This is a genomic window from Nostoc sp. C117 (assembly GCF_043099735.1).
Lineage (GTDB): Bacteria > Cyanobacteriota > Cyanobacteriia > Cyanobacteriales > Nostocaceae > Nostoc.
The window spans coordinates 455,225-475,950 of sequence record NZ_CP170991.1; the positions used below are offsets into that span (position 1 = coordinate 455,225).

The following is a 20,726-nucleotide window of genomic DNA, read 5'->3' on the forward strand; positions in this document are numbered from 1 at the left end:
AAAAGCCCAAAAGTGGCTGGTGAAGTTTCAGTCATTAAAATACATCTCAAAAAGTTTGAAACTCTCTGTTTTCAATACTTCACTTGATTCATCCAAAAATATATCCGAAGGATAATTTGGTATGAAATGTTAGGTTTATTTATAGATATATAATAAATTTATTTAAATATTTTATATTCTTATAATGAATCAAAAAATAATATTTTTAATCGATAATTTGCTAGAAATCAAGCATGAATTTAATCTGATTATCAAATAAATAGACAACTCAGCAACTAATGTCAATTAAATTTACTTTAACTAAAGTTACAATTGTAAAGTTAATAAGTTGACCAGTTACAAGGTATACAATATGCTGGAATTATACCAATGGGAACTATCTCAATACTCAGAGAAAGTGCGCCTAATTCTAGATTTTAAAGGACTAGATTATCGCAAGATAGAGGTTACGCCTGGGATTGGACAGGTAGAACTGTTCCGGTTGACTGGTCAGAGACAAGTGCCAGTATTAAAGGATCGTAATAAATATATTGTGGATTCTACGGAGATTGCTAAGTATTTAGACTTAGAGTATCCCGATCGCCCTCTAATACCACAAGATGCCAAAAAGCGAGGTTTAACTTTATTAATAGAAGAATGGGCTGATGAATCCATCGGCATCAAAGGTCGAAAAGCACTGTTTGCGGCCGTAAGTCAAGATCAAAATTTCCGCAAGTCTTTATTACCGACCTCAACACCAGATATATTTAAAAGTCTAGTTGAAGGAGTACCTAGTGACTTACTGACTTTGTTCGGTATTGGCGTAGGTTATAGTCCAGAGGTGATACAGTCAGCGATCGCATCTTTGAAACAAGACTTAGAAGCCTTAACATTATTATTGGCTGATAGTCCTTATTTAACAGGAGATGAGCCGACTTTAGCTGACTTTGCAGTAGCAGGTTTGTCCATATTGCTGAAGTTCCCCTCTGGCCCTTATTTAGACTTACCAGCATCTATCAGAGGCAAAGGACTGCCAATATTAGCCGAGAATCCTGATTATGAACCCTTTTTCACCTGGCGCGATCGCCTTTACGCCCAATTCCGCAAACCTTTAATTAGTACCACTCCACCAACAGGAAGTGCGCCAACTTCGATTCAGATTGATTAGGGAATAGGGACTGGGGAATGGGGACTGGGGAGATGAGGGGCACAGAGAGGAGATAATAACTAACTCCAAACTCCAAACTTCTAACTCCAAACTCAGCACGGGCTAAACGCCCTGCTATCCATGTACAGCACTCCTAATGACAAATGACAAATGACAAATGACAAATCAGATGAATTCGAGACAGCCATTAGGTTCGGTTATTCAAGGTTCTCTGACTGAAGGGTTAGAAGTGCGATTGCATCCTGACATTTCTGTGGAAGATATGCGAGTGGGTAAATTTCTCGTTGTCCAAGGGATGCGATCGCGTTTTTTTTGTATGCTGACAGATGTGGCATTAGGAGCTGCTAATGCGCGGATTATTGCTAATCCCCCCAGTTGGGAAGACACTTTTTTACGCGATGTTTTAGCCGGAAGTGGTACATACGGTACGATCAACCTCGCACCGATGTTGATGTTCACTCCCGAATCGGAAGAATCTTTTTCCCCAACTAATGGCAAATCAGCAAATCCTTTCGTCCCATCGATGACGGGTTTGGCTTCATTTGTGCCACAAACAAGTACGACGATGGAATTGTTACCTGTTAAAACAATTCCTAGCCACTTTAGTCAAGTTTACGAAGCCAGTGTTGACGATTTTCGCCGGGTGTTTGGTTGGGAAGATGACCCCCAAAGGCGCAATTTCTCCATTGGCAAACCTTTAGATATGGATGTGCCGGTTTGTATCGATTTAAATCGCTTCGTGGAACGTAGTAATGGGGTTTTTGGTAAATCTGGTACTGGTAAATCCTTTTTAACTCGGCTACTTTTAGCAGGGGTTATCCGTAAAAATGCGGCAGTAAATTTAATTTTTGATATGCACTCTGAATATGGCTGGGAAGCTGTTGCAGAAGGTAAGAATGTCAATACCGTTAAAGGTTTAAAGCAATTATTTCCTAGTAAAGTCGAAGTTTACACCCTCGACCCGGAATCAACAAAACGCCGGGGTGTGCGTGATGCTCAAGAACTTTATCTCAGTTATGAGCAAATTGAAGTAGAAGATATTAAGTTATGTAGTCGAGATTTAGGACTTTCTGACGCCGCCTTGGATAACGCCAATATACTGTTTAGCGAATTTGGCAAGTCTTGGATTGTCCAGTTGTTAAATATGAGTAACGAAGAAATCGAAATGTTTTGCGACGAGAAGCGCGGACACAAAGGCTCGATTATGGCATTGCAGCGCAAACTCCTGCGGATGGACAGTTTGAAGTATATGCGAGCGGTTTGCCCCCAAAATTATATTAGTAAAATTGTCCAATGTCTGGAATCTGGGAAGAATGTTGTGATAGAATTTGGTTCCCAGTCTAATATGCTTTCTTATATGTTGGTGACCAATATGATCACCAGACGTATTCACGAGCATTACGTTAAAAAGGCAGATAAATTTCTGCAAAGTAAAAATCCTAGCGATCGGCCAACACCATTGATGATTACCATTGAAGAAGCGCACCGTTTCCTTGACCCAGCAGTAGTCCAAAGTACTATCTTTGGCACTATTGCCCGTGAGTTGCGGAAATATTTTGTCACACTTTTGGTAGTCGATCAACGCCCATCGGGGATAGATAATGAAGTTATGTCCCAAATTGGGACTCGGATTACCGCTCTGCTGAATGATGAAAAAGACATTGACGCAATATTCACTGGTGTATCTGGTGGTAGCGGACTGCGATCGGTGTTAGCAAAGTTAGACTCTAAGCAACAAGCCTTAATTTTGGGTCACGCTGTTCCTATGCCAGTAGTGGTGCGTACCCGTCCCTATGACGCAGCTTTCTATGAAGAAATTGGTGACCCCGCCTGGGAAGAAAAATCTGACGCAGAAGTATTCGCCGCTGCTGAATTAGCCAAAGCTGACCTTGGATTTTAAATATTGGTCATTTGTCATTTGTGCTTGGTTAAATGATGAGTCTTAACCAATGCCCTATGCTCCATACCCAATTAGTAACATCCCTCCATTATCACAGCAAATTAAGTTCGGTTATCCGGCTAGTTTTTCGCAACAGAAGAGGGGGTTTTGGCGTCACTATAGATGTAGTAAGTAATTTCAAGGAAGTTTCAAATTTTTCTCCCAAACGGACGATTTTGAATTATAATTTCAAGCTTTATCTTAAGATACTTTACTATCCGGCTGATTTATCGTATTATAAAGCTAAGTAGAATTCATACCGACTTCGGATTCTGTCGTTACTGTCAGTAAGTACCTAAAATAAGAATTCTCAAAAATAACCCAGCGTGCTTATAAAAGATTCAAAAATTTAGGGAAGGTAGGGGGAACCTATATTAGGGGCTTACCGTCTTGACAACGGCTCTATCAATTGATTAATTCTTTTTGGTAGCTCCTGATGTTCCATGATATTTGTACTACCTTTTTCAATTAAATTTTAGTAAGAAAACATACATTGTGTTTACGGAGTAGAGGAAAACGCACCAATGCCTACTGTGAATACCCAAACGGAAAACCTCAACACGAAATTTACGGCTGATATGGTGCGAACCTATCTCCGGGAAATTGGTCGTGTACCACTGCTAAGCCGTGAAGAAGAGATTGTCTTCGGGAAGCAGGTTCAACAAATGATGACGCTGATTGACGCTAAAGAAGCTTTGGCGAAGAAACTGCATCGTGAACCGAGTTTACCAGAATGGGCTGACCACGTTCACCAATCTGAAACCGAGGTGAAACAAACAGTAGCCCAAGGTAAGCGTGCTAAGCAAAAAATGATCGAAGCGAATTTGCGCTTGGTAGTGGCGATCGCCAAAAAATACCAAAAACGCAACATGGAGTTCCTGGATTTGATCCAGGAAGGAACACTCGGTTTAGAGCGCGGTGTCGAGAAATTTGACCCAATGAGGGGTTATAAATTCTCAACCTACGCTTACTGGTGGATTCGCCAAGCGATTACCCGTGCGATCGCCCAACAAGGTCGTACTATTCGGCTACCAATCCATATTACCGAGAAACTGAACAAAATCAAAAAAGTTCAGCGCGAGTTGGCTCAAACTTTGGGGCGATCGCCTACTCCAGCTGAAATTGCCAAAGAACTCGAGTTAGAACCGGCTCAGATCCGCGAGTATCTGAATATGGCGCGTCAACCAGTGTCTTTGGATGTGCGAGTTGGCGATAACCAGGATACTGAGTTGCAAGAAATGCTCGAAGATGACGGTCCGTCACCAGAGTATTACACCAACCAAGAATTCTTACGCCAAGACTTGAACAACCTGTTAGCAGAACTAACCCCTCAACAGCGAGAAGTTGTAGCTTTACGCTTTGGTTTAGAGGATGGTAACGAAATGTCATTGGCGAAAGTGGGTGAGAGATTGAATCTCAGCCGCGAACGTGTCCGTCAGTTAGAGCATCAAGCTTTGGCTCATCTGCGTCGTCGTCGTGCCAATGTCAAAGAATACATTGCTAGTTAAAACTAGAGGCGCGGATTCTCGCGTCTCTATGTACACCACCTTGGTGAAGCGCCTCCTGAATTCAGGGGGCGATTTTTTATGGCGATCGCCCCCAATCTAATACCATTTCTATATCATGTCCGGTTGTGCTATTGCTGTGATTGGCATAGGCGCACCATTTTGAGAGCGATCGATTCACAGAAAAATCATTATTTAAAGCTATTTATCTACAAGCTTTCAGATTATGAACAGAATAAAATATATTACTTTTGTATTGCTATTGATACTCTGTTTTTCAGTGACCCTTCCAGCTTCTGCATCAGTATGTAAGAATTACGATGTCTACGATGGGGTACGCCTACACCACCAAATTTGTATTCTCAGTATTAACAGAAGTGCCAAAAATTATTGGGAATACAGAGCAGCAGTTAGTGTAGATGGAATAAAAACACCCATTGAGGTTTACAATTGCCGTGAACGAGTTAAAGTTCAACAGGATGGAACCCTTTTACCTTTTGGGCAAAAAAGCCCTGGTGAAATGATATGCAGCTTTTTTAATTCTTCTCGGCAGTAAACACGCGCCAGATAATCAAGATCGTAAAACCCAGGTACGCTAACACGGTTAGCCATTCTTGCCAGCTATCAAATGTATTGTTCATTAGTAAAAGCTGTATTTTCCTCATCGGGTTGGAAATAAAAGCCACTATCAAAATTTTTCGCTAATTTTCCGGAATTAATAATACTGGAGTGGTATTACATATCAGAGCATCAAAAATTATACTGAACTTCTATAACTAAACCTTCGGGGAATATAACCCCATTGTTTCAAAAGCCTGGTTTTTATGACCGGGCTTTTGATATTTCTTGAAGAAGAATTCACAAGTCAGAATCAATTAATCAAATTGTTTTAACTCTTGCCAAAACTCTGCTCAAGATAGGGTTGCATAACTAGCTGTGCAACCCTATTGTATGCTTTAATTAGCTAAAAATAGTTGTAAGTACAAGAGTGGACTTACTTCGCCTGAATTGGTGTTAGAGCTACACCTTTGTAATAATGTCCCAAAATTTGCAGGTGGTTCACTCCTTGCCGAGCCAAATTGTACGCTCCCCATTGACTCATACCCAAAGCATGACCAAAGCCAAGTCCTTGGAGGACAAAACTACCATCAGCTCCTTTGGTGACTTTAAAGCGGGTACTTTTTAGCTTCAGGGCTGTCCGCACTTGCTCGCCCTGTAGCACTTTGTTACCCTTATTACCAACAATTCTCAAAACTTTGACACTGCCAAAAGGTGAGAATGTTTCTGGAATCATCGCCGTTACATTGCCTAATTCCGGAAATTTAGCGCTAATTTCACTGGGTGAAAAGGTTTTTACCCAATTACACTCGCTGATATTTTGGTCGTAGTCTTGAACAGCACGTAGGTAAGGCTCGTTGCTTCCCCAAACATCTTCCACGTTTTCAGTATGTCCCCCAGAACAAGCGTGAAAAACTGAGAGAATAATTTTATTTTTGTAAGTTAGTACTTGCCCTGCGGTTTCATCAACTGCTTTGTAGGTGGAAGGAGATTCACTAATGACACCTTTGTAAATTTGCCAGCGATCGGGGGTGTTTCCTAAATCGTAAACGGGATTATTTCGCTGTTTTTCTCGCTCGTAAAGGGCATAAGTCCGAGCGGCGATCGCCTGGGCTTTTAGTGCTTCTTGAGGCCAGCTAGTATCCATTTCGCCACCAAGAACGCTGTATAGATATTCTTGATCGTCAACCCAGTTAACAGCAGTTAAGCCTTTATCTGTGGGGACAACCAGAGTTCTACCACGATACCAGCGATCGCCAATATAAACAAATCCTTTACCTGTTGGCTCAATCCAAAATAAACCAGATTGCCATTTATCTAAAGCCACTCCCCCAGGAACCGCTTGAGCAAAAAATGCACTCATTGCCGGCAACTGTCCGAGAGTCCGGCCAGTACTATCCTTGACAATCCCAGTTGTGGAACTGCCGACTTTTACCTGATTAACTCCCCTTTGAATTGCTATGCGGAGGATTACAGACGCTTGAGCCGGGGCAACCAAAGCTATCCACAAGAGGACACTTACCCACCAATGACGTACTTTCATCTGGGAAAATAAAAAGCCTAAGTAAAGTTGGAATTTCATGTTGGTCATCTAAACGATCGCATTAGTATCTGTTTGACGCTCTAAATTATGGCGTCTACTATTTAAGATGAGACACTTCTCCAACGCAGGAGGTTGCCACCTCCTACTAATTATGCATTTTGATTATCGAAGTTGAGTGATAGCCCTTTGAGGAGAATAGACTGATTGCTGTTTTCAGAATCTGTTCAGTTGTTGCGCGACAAATGCGATCTTTTTCGGCTGGCGTGCGGGGCATTTTCGTTACTGGCTAATTAACATAGAAATCTCAGAATCCTCTCTAAGTTCAGTAAACGCTAGAGACAAAGCTGCCTTTTTTGCTGGTTGCGATCGTTGCTCTTAACTATAGTCGATGTTATCACTGAAATCTTCAGTCAATGAAAAATACTGAGTTAAAACGCCTTGCTAGGCGTGCTGAATCGGTCAAAAAAAGAATTAAAGGAGGTCAAGCGAAAAGCCATTTTTAGTAATTATTTATACTTTAATGTTTAAGTAATTGCTATGGTAAGTCTTCGATATACATGGAAAATCCGGAAATACTACTGAATAAAAGAGTATTAATAGCAACACAAAAGTGACATATTTTATCCTGTTCATAAACGATCATTAACACTACATTATGGGAAATATTATTAAATTTTCAAAGCCTTTGAATTGCAACCAAAAAAAATTTTTGAACAGTCTTGGATTGTACGCTCCTTTGCAGCACTACTGCTCTTTGGTCAAGTCTGGCTGCATTTACTCCAAGGAAAAACCTACTATCGCAAGATTCTGCAACATATGGTAACTGCAGGACCAGCTTCTATATCCCCAGTTCTGCTTGTGGGCTGTTTTGCCGGAATGATTTTTACTATTCAGACAGCGAGAGAATTAGTAAAATATGGTGCAGTCAATGCTGTGGGAGGTGCTTTTGCCTTAGCTTTTTGCAGAGAATTGGCTCCAATTTTGACCGCTAGTATTATGGCGGGACAAGTAGGTTCTGCTTTTGCAGCAGAAATCGGTGCAATGCAAGTGACAGAGCAAATTGATGCACTTTATATGCTCAAAACCGACCCAATTGATTATCTAGTACTTCCTAGAGTGATTGCCTGTTGTTTGATGGTGCCTTTGATGACAGTTTTTGCTTTAGTTACTGGCATCATCGGCGGAGTTTTTGCTGCTTCACAGTTTTACCAAATTATTCCCGAAACCTTTTTAGAATCAGTCAGAAATTTTTTAGAACCCTCAGATTTGTTTATCATTTTGCTTAAAGGGTTTATTTTTGGAGTGCTAGTTGCTGTCATTGGCTGTAGTTGGGGATTAACTACTAAGGGGGGAGCAAAGGAAGTAGGAGAATCAGCAACAAAAGCAGTTGTTACTAGTTGGGTATCAATTTTCATTATGGATTTTTTCCTGTCTCTACTGTTGTTTGAAAACGTTGCATTTTGAAGAACAAAATTCTCAGGTTCTCTAATAACTTGGGAATCTTATCTGTGAGGACGCTTGGGTATAAAAATCTTCTGAATTCTAGATTTTTAATCTTTATGAATTACTGATGATGGCCTTTACTTTATAACGTTTAGTGAAATTTCAGAATTTACTAACTTGTAAATGAGCGCACCCAAAGACAAACCTGCTAATGAAAAGATAGACGCACTCCAAAAAGCTAGCTTTTTCTGAAGACCTGCTGTTTGAAAGTCTATCCTGACTAATATACTCGCCGAAATAATAAGTAAAGTATCAAGGAATACCCGAAACCAGGCAACCATAATAAAGAACAAAAAAGCTGCTACAACCGCAACACCAAAAGATTTGATATTTGATTCAAACAAAATACTGTAGTAGTATGATACTTTTGGCCAAGGAGTTGTCAGCGTTAATATTAAAAGCAAGATAGCAACTATAATCACTACCCAAATAAACATACGAGGATGTGTTTCAGATATTACCCAGCCCAAAGTACTGTAACTAAGCAGTACTAGCGCCAGGGACACCCAAGGAACTCTTTTCAAAATTAACATGGGTTGATATTGCCAGTACGGGGCTAAGGTATTATTTCATCACTAAGTCGAGTAACTAAAGGCTCGATTTGACTTCAGGGCTTACTAAATCTATGATAGTTGTCCTTTGTTAAGAAGATCCTTGTCTAGAACAAATTTTTCACCAACTGGGTATCAGCCGGATGATAAATAAGAAGTTCTTGCAGATGAGCAGATGAATTTATCTAGATTTTGACATCATCGCTTAAACTAGTGAGTCTATCATTATATTTTCCACAGGAATCAGGTTTGATTCCTAAATTTGCTGGCGTGGATAGGGTTGGGGGTTGGGGGAACAGAAAAAAGAGATAGATACATAGTGAGTCTTATTCAACAATCAAATAGGAGTCCCATATAGCTTCTATCAATAGCGTGTCAAGCTTTTGCCAAGCAAGGCAAACAAGTTTGTAGAGAATTACTGCACAAAATAGTTAAATATGTTGGTAAAGATTTGTAAACTATTAGCAGCCGAGTAGCCGTGTGTCACATCTTATTCAGGAATTATCATGAGACAACTAGTTATTGCTGAGCGCGTATGCCTCATTGCTCATATCGTGTCAAAAGCTTTTGGACTGGTAGGGATGCTACTGGTCGTACCTAATGCCGAAATAATTTTAAACTTATCGCAGGTTGGAGAAACTGCCATCCAGTTAAGTATGGCTGGCGGTGGTGTAGTTGATATCATATTGGGAACAATAGCTGTCAGTATTTATGCTTATAGAACTCTGGGGTTAGTAACTTGGCTGGCATTTATGCTTCCGGCTGTGTTTATCTCTTTAGGAAGTGAATTATTGGGAACCAGCACAGGTTTTCCATTTGGTGATTATAGCTACTTGAGTGGCTTAGGTTATAAAATTGGCGGGTTAGTTCCTTTCACAATTCCTTTGTCTTGGTTTTATGTTGGGCTGTCTTCTTACTTAATTGCGAGGTCTGGTTTGAAGGTGGCTCAAAAACCGAGTTTGGGACGCCATATTGGTGCTATAGCCGTTGGTGCCTTGCTGTTCACTTGCTGGGATTTTGCCCTTGAGCCGGCGATGAGCCAATCTTCTCTACCTTTTTGGTATTGGGAGCAAGCAGGAGCTTTCTTTGGAACACCTTACCAGAACTATGCAGGTTGGTTTGGCACTAGTACGGTGTTTATGAGTGTAGCAGGATTATTGTGGAGAAACACCTCGATTAAATTAGAGCGATCGCAACTCAATCTTCCTTTAGTAGTTTATTTAACTAACTTTGCCTTCGCCGCCGGACTGAGCTTGGCGGGTGGTTTCTTCATCCCTGTATTGCTTGGCTTTGTATTAGGTGTAGTTCCGGCTGTGGTGCTGTGGTTAAGAAGTTCAACCACACCCGCTCAAGTTGTTGTTGAACCAGTAACTCAAGAAGTCTCAGTAGCAAATGTTAAAGTTGCGTTGAAATAAGCCGATGAATTAGGGACTGGGGACTGGGGAGATGGGGAGATGAGGGAGAATAATAACTCCTAACTCCTAACTCAGCACGGGCTAAACGCCCCGCTACCGCTAACAGAACTGTTTTGCCCAATAACAAATGACAAATGACAAATGACAACGCTTTGATAGTAGAAAGCGCCATCTCCCTTTTATTACTACTTATCCAACTACCAGCAACAGGGATTCTGCTTTCGCGCCTGGTAAAGGGACCAAGACGCCATCCCCCAATAGAACCGCAACAGCCGACGCTGGAACTGTTGGGTAGAGTTAGCGTTGTGGTTCCCACCCTGAATGAAGCACTTCGCATTAGCCCTCTATTGGCTGGTTTAAGTCAGCAAAGCTACGAAGTTCGGGAAATTATTGTTGTAGATAGCAAGTCCACTGATGGTACTCCCGATTTGGTAAAGGCGATAGAGCAGAAAGATCCACGTTTTCGCTTGATGACAGACGATCCCTTACCCTCTGGTTGGGTGGGGCGTCCTTGGGCGTTGCATAATGGTTTTCTACATAGCTCAGAAGCCAGTGAGTGGTTTCTAGGGCTAGACGCTGATATCCAACCACACCCAGGTTTGGTTGCTGGTTTGGTGAAGACGGCTGAAGCACAAGGTTACGATCTGGTTTCTCTTTCACCCCAATTTATTCTCAAATATCCGGGGGAATGCTGGCTACAACCGGCTTTGTTAATGACTCTGCTTTACCGATTTGACCCAGCAGGAATCTATACGCAGCAGCCAGAACGGGTGATGGCAAATGGACAGTGTTTTTTGTGTCGTCGCTCTGTTTTAGTGGCGGTGGGTGGTTATAGCAGTGCGAGTGGTTCTTTTTGTGATGATGTCACCTTGGCGCGAAATATTTCTATTCAAGGTTATAAAGTAGGCTTTTTAGATGGTGCAAAAGTGCTGAAAGTACGGATGTATGAAGGGGCAATGGAGACTTGGAAGGAATGGGGGCGGAGTCTTGACCTTAAAGATGCAACTTCTCGTTCTCAGTTGTGGGGAGATTTATGGCTACTGTTTGCAGTCCAGGGTTTACCACTTTTAATCATCCTCACTTACTTGTTAATTTCTCCCCCACTTTCTTACTCCCCCACTCCCCTACTTGTCTTACTGGGACTGAATTTGTTTCTGGTGGTGATTCGCTTTGCTATGCTAATAGCGATCGCACCTTCATACGCTCGCCAAAGTGCCAAAGGTAGTTGGCTATTCTGGCTTTCTCCTTTAGCCGATCCCTTAGCTGTGCTACGAATCTTCTTATCTGCATTCAGCACGCCACGCGAATGGCGGGGAAGAAAATACATATGAGTGGAGAATGGGGAATGGGGCATTGAGAGTACTGAGTGCTGATTTAGGAGTTGGTATTATCTCCTTTGCCCCTCCGCTCCCTCATCTCCCCATGTCTTCACTCCTCTTCACCTCCCACTTGATCCCCCCGTTCTAGTTCCCAAAGAATTTGATTTCCTTCACGGCGTACCCGTGACACGATCCAATTTCGCCAACGCCACTGATCCCCTCTACTAGTGACAGCGCTGGCGTGGACATCCATTAGATCTGCTAACTCGGAACTAGTAATTAAATAGCCTTTTTCGGAAATTTCGTCAGCAATACGCAGAGTTTCGACTAAGTTGCGAAGTTGGAAAACCCTCATTTCTGGGGGCTTTTCATCGGTTGTGGCCGTAACTGGCCCAATTGATGGTTCCATAACGATTATTTCTGGTGCAGAAGTAGTGACTTGGTGGGTATTTTGGTTAATTATTCTAGAGTTTTTGTCATAATCAGCTACTTTTGCTACATTTATTTCACTTGTTGAAGGTAAAGTTTTATAAAAATTTGTGGGAGATAGTTGTTGTAGAGAAGGGATTTTACCACTAGCATAGGTGCGAGCGATCGCATCACAACGTTCGTTCCCTATGTTACCAGAATGTCCTCGGACGTGTTGCCATTTTACTTGTCGGCTATTGAGTTCATCTAAAGTTTCTAAAAGGTCTTGGTTTTGGACGGGTTTACCATCTGTTTTTTTCCAGCCTTTCTTTTTCCAGCCGTTCACCCATTTAGTAATACAGTTGATTAGGTATTCGCTATCAGTATAGAGGGTGATAGGTTCGGCTTGTTGAGATGTTTGCAGAAATTGCAGGGCGGCGATCGCGGCTTGCATCTCCATTTTATTATTAGTGGTGTGGGGGGATGCATCGCCCATTTCGTGAATTGAGCCATCACTGAAGTAAACAACAACACCCCAACCGCCAGGGCCAGGGTTACCAGTGCAAGCGCCGTCTGTGTATATGCTTTGGATTGTAGGTTGGGTGGACATGGTTAGGATATCGAAATAGCAGAGGACGCTAAGGGAAGAGTTATTAGCGGCGAAAGCGGAGGCTAATAAAGATTAGCACAGCAAAGAAGATGCATAAAGAATAAGTCACAATATTGCATCCCTTCTACCTCCTGCTTTCTTCACTATTAAATTGTCCAGTGCCATTTCTGGTGTTCTGTATTCCATTTTACAGCGACTATTTCTGTTGGGGGATTGAGGCGATCGCCATTTTCCTGAAACTCAATAATTCCCGTGACTCCCTTCACTTGTTTTTTCTGTTCTTTGAAATATCTATTCATGCTTATTAGTAAGGATTGGCTATCTTCAATTGAAGATATTTCTAAAACTCTCAAAATTATTAACACCGAGTCAAAAGCTGTTGCACTCCGCCAAGTTAAGTTTTCTTCTCCCCATAATTGAGTGCCTATTTGACAAAAACGCTCCCCTAGTTTATTTTCACTATTGCACCCGTTTTTCTGGCTGTGCCAATGCCAAGGAACACAAGCTATAATTTTGCAATCATCTGCATTGAAAAAATTATATTGACTTTGCTCATGAATCCAATGTAAAACATTCTCATGATAGAAAGTTGCTGACCCAGCTATTAGACAGTTATTCAATTTTAATCGACTAATCAGCCCAGCATTATCGAGAGAATTAGGTTCAATTCCTCCGTCAGGAATTATGATAATAATATCAACACCATTTTGTTTAATTTCTTCAAGATAATCTTGAATATTATAATATTTATCGCTAATATAATTACATTCTTTTAGCAAAGTAAATTGTTCTTTGTATTCTGCTAGAATATTCTTGATATTGTTTCTGTATGAAGTGCTATAACTACTGTTTTTGTTATAGATAATAGCTATTTTTATTTTACTTTTACCTAAAAAGTTTTCTATTAAGTAATGAACTAGTTGGTTAGCATTAATACTATCTTGAGTAGTCAATCTAAAAAAGGATAAGCTTTCACCCGCAGATAAATGAGAAAGTTCATTAGATGTACTACTAGAGTTGACTAAGACTAGTCCATTTTGAGAATACAGTTCTAGTGCTTTTTTGGTAATTTCACTTGAGTAATGACCAATAATAGAAATCAAGTTTAACTGTGGTGCTAAATGAGCTAAGTTTTCCGCGGTTTGGTTGTGTGGGGCATATAAATTATTAGGGTCGTTGACAATTAGAATCCGCAAGGCTATTTGATTATCTGTATTATTTAAGCTAAAAAATATATTGGGTTTAATCTCATCTAAATGTATCTCTTTTTCTAGAGAAATTTTTTCAAAGCTTTGAAGATTGACTTGGAATTGAATTTGAGCGATTCCTCGTAAAATTTCGGCTGCAACGTGACCCTGATTATGATAAAAGGGAACAACTACAGCCAGAGTATAAATTTTAATTTTTTTCTCTTGTAAAAAAGTTTGCTTGTATTCAATTAAACAATTATTAATGTAAATTAATACTTCTGGATTACCTATTTGATAAATTTCTATTTCTTTTTTCCAAGCCCAGATAAAGCACTTTAATGCTTGATAATAAAGTCCTTGCTGATAAAATTTTGTTCCCTGAATTTGCAACTCAATAATATCTTGATTTGGTGGATAAAGAAAAATTTGTCTACCAAAACTTCCTTGAAAGTTGTCATTATTTAATTGAGGAGCAGTATTTAATTTATATCCTTGATTAGGATGTAATAATAAATTAATCAGCTTAACCCAGTTACCAGCGATCTGCTCTTGGTCAAGTTGCATCAGTTCTGCTATTCTCGGATAAATATTATTACTCAGTCTATCTCTAATTTTTTGTTCAGGCAAATCTAAAATTTTAGCTATATGTTGTCGAGAGTTCCCCAATAGAGATTGACAAATAATCTCTTTATCAAGTTCACTCAGTTGTTTTTTGTTAGAAACTGTCTCTAATTTTTGAAAGAACAGATCGATGTTAATATTTAGCTGTTCGATAACTTGCTGACAATTGGGACACATAATAATAGACTTCTTGCAGAAGTCGGGAAAAGGGGAAGGTGCTATCCCCTCTGGGGATAAGGGGAAGGGGAAAGGGGGAAAGGTTTCAATACTTGTCGGTTAAGGGGAAAAGGGGAAAGGGAAAGGGGAAAGAAAAAACCTTTAACCTTTACCCTTTAACCTTTTCCCCAAACCCAATTCCGAGTTAAAAATGCTTTACCCGAGCAGTATTGGGAAAGGTTTTGTATTTTCCCCCGCCCCTTATCCCCTTCTTGGGACCCCACCTTGCCCTTTAACCTTTTCCCTTTTCCCACCTCTTGCAAAAAGCACTTTTGCAATAGATCTAATGTATTATCATCTTTTTTTAAGAATAATCTGATTTGGAGTTCAGTTAATACTACGGATGTAGAAATAATTATATACACATGTTGATAATTATCTGGCTCACTGAGTCAGGGGAATTATAATTATAAATTCCGTACCTTGACCAAGTGCCGAAATGCATTGTAATTCCCCGTGGTGTTTTTGGGTAATAATCTGGTAACTAATAGATAAACCTAACCCTGTACCTTTGCCAACTGGTTTAGTAGTAAAAAATGGTTCAAATAAATGTTGTTGTACCTCTTCTGGAATCCCCAAACCATTATCGGCAATGCGAATAACTACTTGCTTTTGGTTAGTGAGTTCAGTGTGAATCCGAATTTGTCCTTTGTTAGCGGCAAATGACAGATGATTAATGACTAATGACTCTTCCAAAGCATCGATCGCATTTGCCAAAATATTCATAAATACCTGATTTAGTTGTCCGGCATAACATTCCACTAATGGTAGTTCGCCGTATTCTTTAATAATCTCAATTCCCAGATAGTTAGATTTAGGCTTGAGGCGACTTTCTAAAATCATCAACGTACTATCTATACCCTCATGGATATTCACAGCTTTCATTTCTGCTTCATCTAAACGCGAAAAGTTTCGTAGGGATAAAACAATTTGTGTGATTCTTTCGGCGCCAACTTCCATAGAAGTTATCACTTTAGGCAAGTCTGCAATCAGAAAATTTAAGTCGATCACTTCTATTTGCGTTTGAATTTCTGGGGTTGGATTCGGATAATATTTCTGGTATAGTTGCAATACTTTGAGTAAATCTTGGATATATTGATTGACAAAAGTGATATTGCCATAGACAAAATTAACTGGGTTGTTGATTTCGTGTGCTACACCTGCAACCAACTGCCCCAAACTAGACATTTTTTCACTCTGCACTAGTTGAGATGCTAGGTGTTTTGCCTCTTGGCGCAATTGTGCTTCTGAGAGTTTGCGCTGGGTAATATCGTGGAGAATCACAACATATTCCCGAAAATCCTGATGGGGTCGGTCTGAAATAGAAACTTCCAAGGTTCTGTTTTTGCCATTGCAGAGTAGGGTTTGTTCGCTACGCTTTTGCCACTCGTCTGGATAGCAAGTTAATTCCGGTAGCCATTTGTTGAGGTGATTTCTCAACATTTGAGATGGGTAGACACCAAAAAAAGATTCAATTGCGGGGTTAGCTTGACGGATAATGCCTCGATCGTCCACAACTAAAATACCATCTTGGGCAACAGTAAATAGGTGTTCGGCGGCTTCTCGTGCTTCAGTAATCGCTACTACTTGAGGTAAAGTTGTCCAACAGGCGATCGCTACTCCCACAAATGCTACTGTCATCAGCAACACCACAAATATATTCTCACCGCCAGCACTACTGACTTTATTAAGTTTGACACCAAACAACCAGCCAATTCCCACTGCACTGCACAACAGAAAAATCAGAATACTCACTTGAAGAATTACTGAGTCTTTGATGATTACCAAAGGGGGCGTCCGATATCGCCGTATCCACCAACTGAGATGAAATGGAGGAAAAGCAACACGGCGGATTATTGCATCAATTCCCATCACACCAAAGGGAAATAATAGCCCAATGAAAAAATCTAACCAACCCCAAGCCAGCCCACCCACCAACAGCACCACAACTTCTAATAGTAGAATTCCTAGAGATATGCGGGGGAATAAAACTTCTGGGCGATCGCGTCGTAGCCAAAGCCCAAAATGGAATAACATAAAAGATACAAACCAACCAATATTACCAACGGCTACAATCCTTGCTACATCTCCCCAAAACAAATAAATCAGGCAAAGTACCAGTGTCAAAGTTAGTGCTGGTACAAACACACCCCGACGCGATACCACTGAAAATACTGGTGAGATGTGCTTATCTAAAGCAAGCTGATACAAAATTCGCGGGCAATTAGAAACCACTGTTGCCGAACCTAATAGACATGCAGCTACTAGCAAAAAAGAAACACTGACAGCAGCCGATTTTCCCCAGAATGGCTCAGAAGCGGCCACCAGATTCAAAAAAGCATTGTCTTTGAGGTTTGGATCTGTTGCTAACCGCATAATTACCCAAGATCCCCCCAAAAATATCGGTGGCATCATCCAAGCAGCGATGTCTAGAAAATGTAGTGTTCGGGTAGGGTAGCGGCTATCGGCGACAAAGGAAGAAGCCGTTTCACAACTGTAGGTTGCATAAGTGACGAAAAAAAACCATTTTGCCCAATCCACAAAGCTCAAAGATGACCAATTACTAGGAAAAAACCCAGGACTAACCGGAGAAAATGCTAACCAGCCAAGACCTTGCACACAAAAAGTAATTAGCAATCCAAAGGCTGGAATGACAAAAAATAAATGTAAAATACTCAGGGCGCGAGTACCACTAAACGCCACTATAAAGGGCAACAGTGTAAAGCTAATATCCAGGAATATGTCTGGACACGCAATACCCAGCGCCTCTAAATTCAGTTTAATTAAATCTCTCAGGACGATTGTATTAACTGACAGGTAGGAAACCCAATTTAGCAGGTATCCAATGGCTGCATAGCGAGCTAGTCCTGGGTAGTTTTGCAGCAGCTTAGTCGTATAGTTAGGTGTTCCTCCAGCCACATCGATAAAATGCATACCCAACCGTTTTACTTGATAGTTGAGCAGCATCCCGAAAATCACCGCAGGTATCCAGACAAAAATAGCCTGGGAACCAAGAGCAGCATGAATTGCAGGAACCAATGCTGTCCATGAGATATGAGCTGTTAAACCGAAGCCCCAACTTTCAACAGCACTTAAGCTTCTGGTCAAGCGAGGGTGAGAAGGTTGGCTCAATGGGAGATGAGCAGGATGGGGCATGATTGGCAGTGCTGGGTGGGATACTATAGTTAAGCTTATTAGCTAGAGTTCCCATCTCCTAAATGTTCTGAACAAAGACTTTTAACCCAAAGTCAAAATATCAGGTAAACCACAATGATTAGCGGTATTTTTGAAAATTGTGTTGGCTCAAAGGATATTGAAGCTACTCTGAAATATTGGACTGAATTCGGCTATCGAGAGGTGAATAGGGGAGATTTTTCCGCAGAACAGGCGGGATTACTCTACGGTCATGAGTCGGATTTAACATCACTGCGACTACAAAATGGCAACTCATCGGATCATGGACTGGTGCGGGTAATGTGGTGGAAACAACCCCGTAATCAAGGTCTAGGTTATACCTTGCCAGTGGTGGAGGGTAGCCGATGGTTTGCTTCTCTAACTCAAGATGTTTATGCGATCGCCGATGCTTTTACTGATGACAAAGCCAACGGTGGAGACTGGATTTATACAGAACCAGTGCGCGGCATTGAGTTTGTAGGCAATGCGGGGACAGGATTATATAATCGCTTTGTCGGTGTCCGGGAAATGTTTGTTATTGGCTTGGAGACGCGACAGGCATTTTTCCAGCGATATAACTACGATCGCCCCGGTTATGGCACTATTAATCAGAATTCTGGGCTATTAGTCAGCGAGGGGACTCACTCTAGTTTCATCACTTCTGACCATAGGCTCACCTCTTTTTACACAGAGGTTTTTGGACTTGTGCCATCAGAGAATAATCCCAAACAGTCTGGCTATAAAAATACCGCGACTCGGCAGATTATGATGCTTGATGAAGGGCAAGAATTTTATCTTTCAGTTTTTGCTTCCCCTAAAACCAATGTCGGTGTTTTTCAAGTCTATACCCCACTTTACCCCACTCCCGATCGACGCAAATACGCTCAACCAGGTTCTTTGGGGATAAGTCTTTTCACTTATCAAGTTGAGGATATTAGGGCTTTTCATCAACGCGTCATCAACAGCAATGCTACTAACGTTACACCTATTGTTCCTAACGAATTTGGCGAACCTTCTTTCGGATTAGTTGCACCAGATGGGATGTACTGGGTAATTGTTGGGGACTGAGGGGCAAAGGAGAATAATTAATAAACGATGCCCCAATAGGATTTGGTTAGGGCTTTTTGATGAAAATTATAAATCACAAAGACGCGATAAATCGCCGTCTCTACAATAGTCAATCCTTCGTCTTGACGGTAATACCCAATCGCCAATGTCCAGTCCCCAATAATTAAACTTCTCTACCGTCTGTATGGGAAGAAGTTAAGGGCAATAGATAGCCGTCTGGTCCAGTCAAAGTAAATGTATTGTGGATTCTGCCTGTTTCGATCTCAGAAACAGTCAGTCCCCACTCGCTAAAAGCTTCTCTGGTGGCAAAAACATCATCTACCATCAGATCGAAGGGTGTCTTTGTTCCAGGAGCGATCGCCTCTGGGCTTGTTCTTAAAACTAAGTGGGTTCCTCCCCGTAATTCTAAAACAGCTACTTGTTCTGATTGGGCGATGGGTCGTAGCCCTATTTTGATGAAAAATTCGCTAGCCTCTAGTACATTACTCACATACAATCTCACATGACCAATTGCCACAGGAGGACGGGTATCTTTTTCTTTGGCAATAGTTTCTGATAGTGACATATCTTTCAATCCCAAAATATTTACTTACCGCTCAATTTTGTTCACTTTGTCAGGTTTGACATCTCCCAAATCAGCTTGGTCAAATTCAGCATTTTTGGGTAAATTTATCTGAACATTCGATATAGTATCTACTTCTATTTTAGCATTTTGAAACTGTCCATCTAAAATATGTCCTCCAGTTTTCCGACTTGCAGTTATAAAATGAAAATGATAGCCGTTAACATTGACTCCTTGCATATATTTTGGTGTCCGAAATCCCACTAAAGTACCATTTACATTCCTTAATTCAAAAACTGATTGTCTTTTAATTGCATCTGCCAAACGAGGATAGGGTGGGGTTTGTTTAGGAACAGTTCTAAATTTCAGATAAGGAAAATTACCTTGAATCCGAATGGCATAAGGATAATTTTTCGTTGGTAGGCGTTGGTCTAGCGATCGCTGCAATTCCTGATAATTCACCTGTCCTTTTAGATGAATTAGCTTTTCTGCTTTAAAAAAGGTGACTGTCGCAAAAGGGCTTATCATTGAATCAGGAATAATCGAGGCAACTCCATCAGATTTTACCTGGTAAAACTTGCCATCTAACCCAATCATTTCTCCATCTAAATAATTGACTGTTCCCAAACCAAAATCACCATATTTTTTCAATTCCTGAAAATTAGTAGTTCCCTCATAAATTCCTACTGATAGAGCGCTAATTGTAGATGTTTGAAATAGGGTATTAGATAATGTATGTTGCTGAGTTGCTCCTGGTAAAATCACACCTAATAATGCAGTAATACTTAAAATAGCTATCAACAAATAACGCTTGAGTTTCATCATATAATAAAGATAAAAGTTATTAATTTTGTATTCCTCTGTACTATGCAAAAGAATTAAAAGATACTCAGACAGCTTTTCGTTGTACGTAGAGTGGTGCAAGAGTTGGACACAAATCAAATCCCTGACTTCTTTGAGAATTGGGTGATTTGTCATTTTTCAAATTGGTATAAGTTAATAATAGAGTTGTTTGAATGCAAGAGATTAAAAAATGAGAGTTTGGCTGGCCTGCTTTTTCGTATTGTTTGCGTTGGCAGAATTCTTTGACTGGTTGAAAGAATTCAACTTGCCATTGCCTATCTATATTTTGGGTGGGGCTTTTTTAGCTGTTGCTTCTAACCACGACAAGATTTTTGGTTCTTATTTCAGCGATACCAGTATGGAAGCATCACTCGAACATCCCCAGTTGGATTTAACTACCGCATCTACTGAGCCTATTTCCTTGGCAATTGCCAGTTCTGTTGAAGATGCTCAAACAGCAGAAAAAAATGATTAAGTTGATACTCACTGCTGATTCAAGACGGGGATTTTTGCTCAAGCGGTTGCTAACTACTTTCCAAAGAGCATTCTCTGCT

Annotated in this window: 16 protein-coding genes; 9 read left to right on the forward strand and 7 right to left on the reverse strand. The window is 40.7% G+C overall.

Annotated elements, in window-relative coordinates; all coding sequences use genetic code 11:
• Positions 1–352: 352 nt before the first annotated feature.
• The 4 genes from ACFG4S_RS03740 to ACFG4S_RS03755 all read left to right on the forward strand — a co-directional run bounded on the left by ACFG4S_RS03740 (position 353) and on the right by ACFG4S_RS03755 (position 5,147).
• Complete coding sequence (locus ACFG4S_RS03740) at positions 353–1,147, forward strand: glutathione S-transferase (RefSeq protein WP_392533528.1); 795 nt, start codon at positions 353–355, stop codon at positions 1,145–1,147.
• Between the two features lie 169 nt (positions 1,148–1,316).
• Positions 1,317–3,047, forward strand: a complete 1,731-nt coding sequence (locus ACFG4S_RS03745; RefSeq protein ID WP_392533529.1) for a helicase HerA domain-containing protein — start codon at positions 1,317–1,319, stop codon at positions 3,045–3,047.
• 563 nt (positions 3,048–3,610) lie between these two features.
• Positions 3,611–4,594 (forward strand): RNA polymerase sigma factor, RpoD/SigA family, encoded by a 984-nt coding sequence (locus ACFG4S_RS03750; protein ID WP_392533530.1) that lies wholly within the window; start codon positions 3,611–3,613, stop codon positions 4,592–4,594.
• A 277-nt stretch (positions 4,595–4,871) separates the two neighbouring features.
• Positions 4,872–5,147: a hypothetical protein gene (locus ACFG4S_RS03755; protein ID WP_392533531.1), complete on the forward strand. Its 276-nt coding sequence runs from the start codon at positions 4,872–4,874 to the stop codon at positions 5,145–5,147.
• Positions 5,148–5,585: 438 nt separating this feature from the next.
• Here the strand turns inward: ACFG4S_RS03755 and ACFG4S_RS03760 are convergent, their stop codons facing one another.
• Positions 5,586–6,731, reverse strand: a complete 1,146-nt coding sequence (locus ACFG4S_RS03760) for a SpoIID/LytB domain-containing protein (protein WP_392535902.1) — start codon at positions 6,729–6,731, stop codon at positions 5,586–5,588.
• A 651-nt stretch (positions 6,732–7,382) separates the two neighbouring features.
• Here ACFG4S_RS03760 and ACFG4S_RS03765 point away from each other — a divergent pair.
• A complete protein-coding gene (locus ACFG4S_RS03765; protein ID WP_392533532.1) occupies positions 7,383–8,156 on the forward strand; it encodes an MlaE family lipid ABC transporter permease subunit in 774 nt (257 codons plus the stop codon).
• Positions 8,157–8,272: 116 nt separating this feature from the next.
• Here ACFG4S_RS03765 and ACFG4S_RS03770 read toward each other — a convergent pair whose 3' ends face one another.
• On the reverse strand, positions 8,273–8,728 hold the full coding sequence (locus ACFG4S_RS03770) for a hypothetical protein (protein WP_392533533.1): 456 nt from the start codon (positions 8,726–8,728) through the stop codon (positions 8,273–8,275).
• A 524-nt stretch (positions 8,729–9,252) separates the two neighbouring features.
• Here ACFG4S_RS03770 and cruF point away from each other — a divergent pair.
• Together cruF and cruG are read left to right on the forward strand one after the other, a co-directional pair.
• Positions 9,253–10,161 (forward strand): gamma-carotene 1'-hydroxylase CruF, encoded by a 909-nt coding sequence (gene cruF / locus ACFG4S_RS03775; RefSeq protein WP_392533534.1) that lies wholly within the window; start codon positions 9,253–9,255, stop codon positions 10,159–10,161.
• Between the two features lie 134 nt (positions 10,162–10,295).
• Entirely contained in the window at positions 10,296–11,492 is a 1,197-nt protein-coding gene (gene cruG / locus ACFG4S_RS03780; protein WP_392533535.1) for a 2'-O-glycosyltransferase CruG, read from the forward strand.
• 97 nt (positions 11,493–11,589) lie between these two features.
• Here the strand turns inward: cruG and rnhA are convergent, their stop codons facing one another.
• The 3 genes from rnhA to ACFG4S_RS03795 form a co-directional block, all read right to left on the reverse strand.
• The gene (gene rnhA, locus ACFG4S_RS03785; protein WP_392533536.1) at positions 11,590–12,498 is read right to left on the reverse strand and encodes a ribonuclease HI; all 909 of its coding nucleotides are present in this window, start codon (positions 12,496–12,498) and stop codon (positions 11,590–11,592) included.
• A gap of 146 nt (positions 12,499–12,644) precedes the next feature.
• Entirely contained in the window at positions 12,645–14,486 is a 1,842-nt protein-coding gene (locus tag ACFG4S_RS03790; RefSeq protein WP_392533537.1) for an ABC transporter substrate-binding protein, read from the reverse strand.
• 423 nt (positions 14,487–14,909) lie between these two features.
• Positions 14,910–17,681: an ATP-binding protein gene (locus ACFG4S_RS03795; RefSeq protein ID WP_392533538.1), complete on the reverse strand. Its 2,772-nt coding sequence runs from the start codon at positions 17,679–17,681 to the stop codon at positions 14,910–14,912.
• A 114-nt stretch (positions 17,682–17,795) separates the two neighbouring features.
• On the opposite strand from ACFG4S_RS03795, the gene ACFG4S_RS03800 reads away from it, so the two are divergent.
• Complete coding sequence (locus tag ACFG4S_RS03800; RefSeq protein WP_392533539.1) at positions 17,796–18,767, forward strand: VOC family protein; 972 nt, start codon at positions 17,796–17,798, stop codon at positions 18,765–18,767.
• Positions 18,768–18,930: 163 nt separating this feature from the next.
• Here ACFG4S_RS03800 and ACFG4S_RS03805 read toward each other — a convergent pair whose 3' ends face one another.
• On the reverse strand, positions 18,931–19,332 hold the full coding sequence (locus ACFG4S_RS03805; protein WP_392533540.1) for a VOC family protein: 402 nt from the start codon (positions 19,330–19,332) through the stop codon (positions 18,931–18,933).
• Positions 19,333–19,356: 24 nt separating this feature from the next.
• A complete protein-coding gene (budA, locus tag ACFG4S_RS03810; RefSeq protein ID WP_392533541.1) occupies positions 19,357–20,307 on the reverse strand; it encodes an acetolactate decarboxylase in 951 nt (316 codons plus the stop codon).
• A gap of 55 nt (positions 20,308–20,362) precedes the next feature.
• Between budA and ACFG4S_RS03815 the strand changes: the two genes are divergently transcribed.
• Positions 20,363–20,647, forward strand: a complete 285-nt coding sequence (locus ACFG4S_RS03815) for a hypothetical protein (RefSeq protein ID WP_392533542.1) — start codon at positions 20,363–20,365, stop codon at positions 20,645–20,647.
• Positions 20,648–20,726 lie beyond the last annotated feature (79 nt).

Excerpts from the sequence above, each read along its gene's own strand:
- ACFG4S_RS03740 (WP_392533528.1), top strand. The coding sequence starts at position 353 with ATGCTGGAATTATACCAATGGGAACTATCTCAATACTCAGAGAAAGTG.
- ACFG4S_RS03745 (WP_392533529.1), top strand. The coding sequence starts at position 1,317 with ATGAATTCGAGACAGCCATTAGGTTCGGTTATTCAAGGTTCTCTGACT.
- ACFG4S_RS03750 (WP_392533530.1), top strand. The coding sequence starts at position 3,611 with ATGCCTACTGTGAATACCCAAACGGAAAACCTCAACACGAAATTTACG.
- ACFG4S_RS03760 (WP_392535902.1), bottom strand. The coding sequence starts at position 6,731 with ATGAAATTCCAACTTTACTTAGGCTTTTTATTTTCCCAGATGAAAGTA.
- ACFG4S_RS03770 (WP_392533533.1), bottom strand. The coding sequence starts at position 8,728 with ATGTTAATTTTGAAAAGAGTTCCTTGGGTGTCCCTGGCGCTAGTACTG.
- cruF (WP_392533534.1), top strand. The coding sequence starts at position 9,253 with ATGAGACAACTAGTTATTGCTGAGCGCGTATGCCTCATTGCTCATATC.
- cruG (WP_392533535.1), top strand. The coding sequence starts at position 10,296 with ATGACAAATGACAACGCTTTGATAGTAGAAAGCGCCATCTCCCTTTTA.
- rnhA (WP_392533536.1), bottom strand. The coding sequence starts at position 12,498 with ATGTCCACCCAACCTACAATCCAAAGCATATACACAGACGGCGCTTGC.
- ACFG4S_RS03790 (WP_392533537.1), bottom strand. The coding sequence starts at position 14,486 with ATGTGTCCCAATTGTCAGCAAGTTATCGAACAGCTAAATATTAACATC.
- ACFG4S_RS03795 (WP_392533538.1), bottom strand. The coding sequence starts at position 17,681 with ATGCCCCATCCTGCTCATCTCCCATTGAGCCAACCTTCTCACCCTCGC.
- ACFG4S_RS03800 (WP_392533539.1), top strand. The coding sequence starts at position 17,796 with ATGATTAGCGGTATTTTTGAAAATTGTGTTGGCTCAAAGGATATTGAA.
- ACFG4S_RS03805 (WP_392533540.1), bottom strand. The coding sequence starts at position 19,332 with ATGTCACTATCAGAAACTATTGCCAAAGAAAAAGATACCCGTCCTCCT.
- budA (WP_392533541.1), bottom strand. The coding sequence starts at position 20,307 with ATGACAAATCACCCAATTCTCAAAGAAGTCAGGGATTTGATTTGTGTC.
- ACFG4S_RS03815 (WP_392533542.1), top strand. The coding sequence starts at position 20,363 with ATGAGAGTTTGGCTGGCCTGCTTTTTCGTATTGTTTGCGTTGGCAGAA.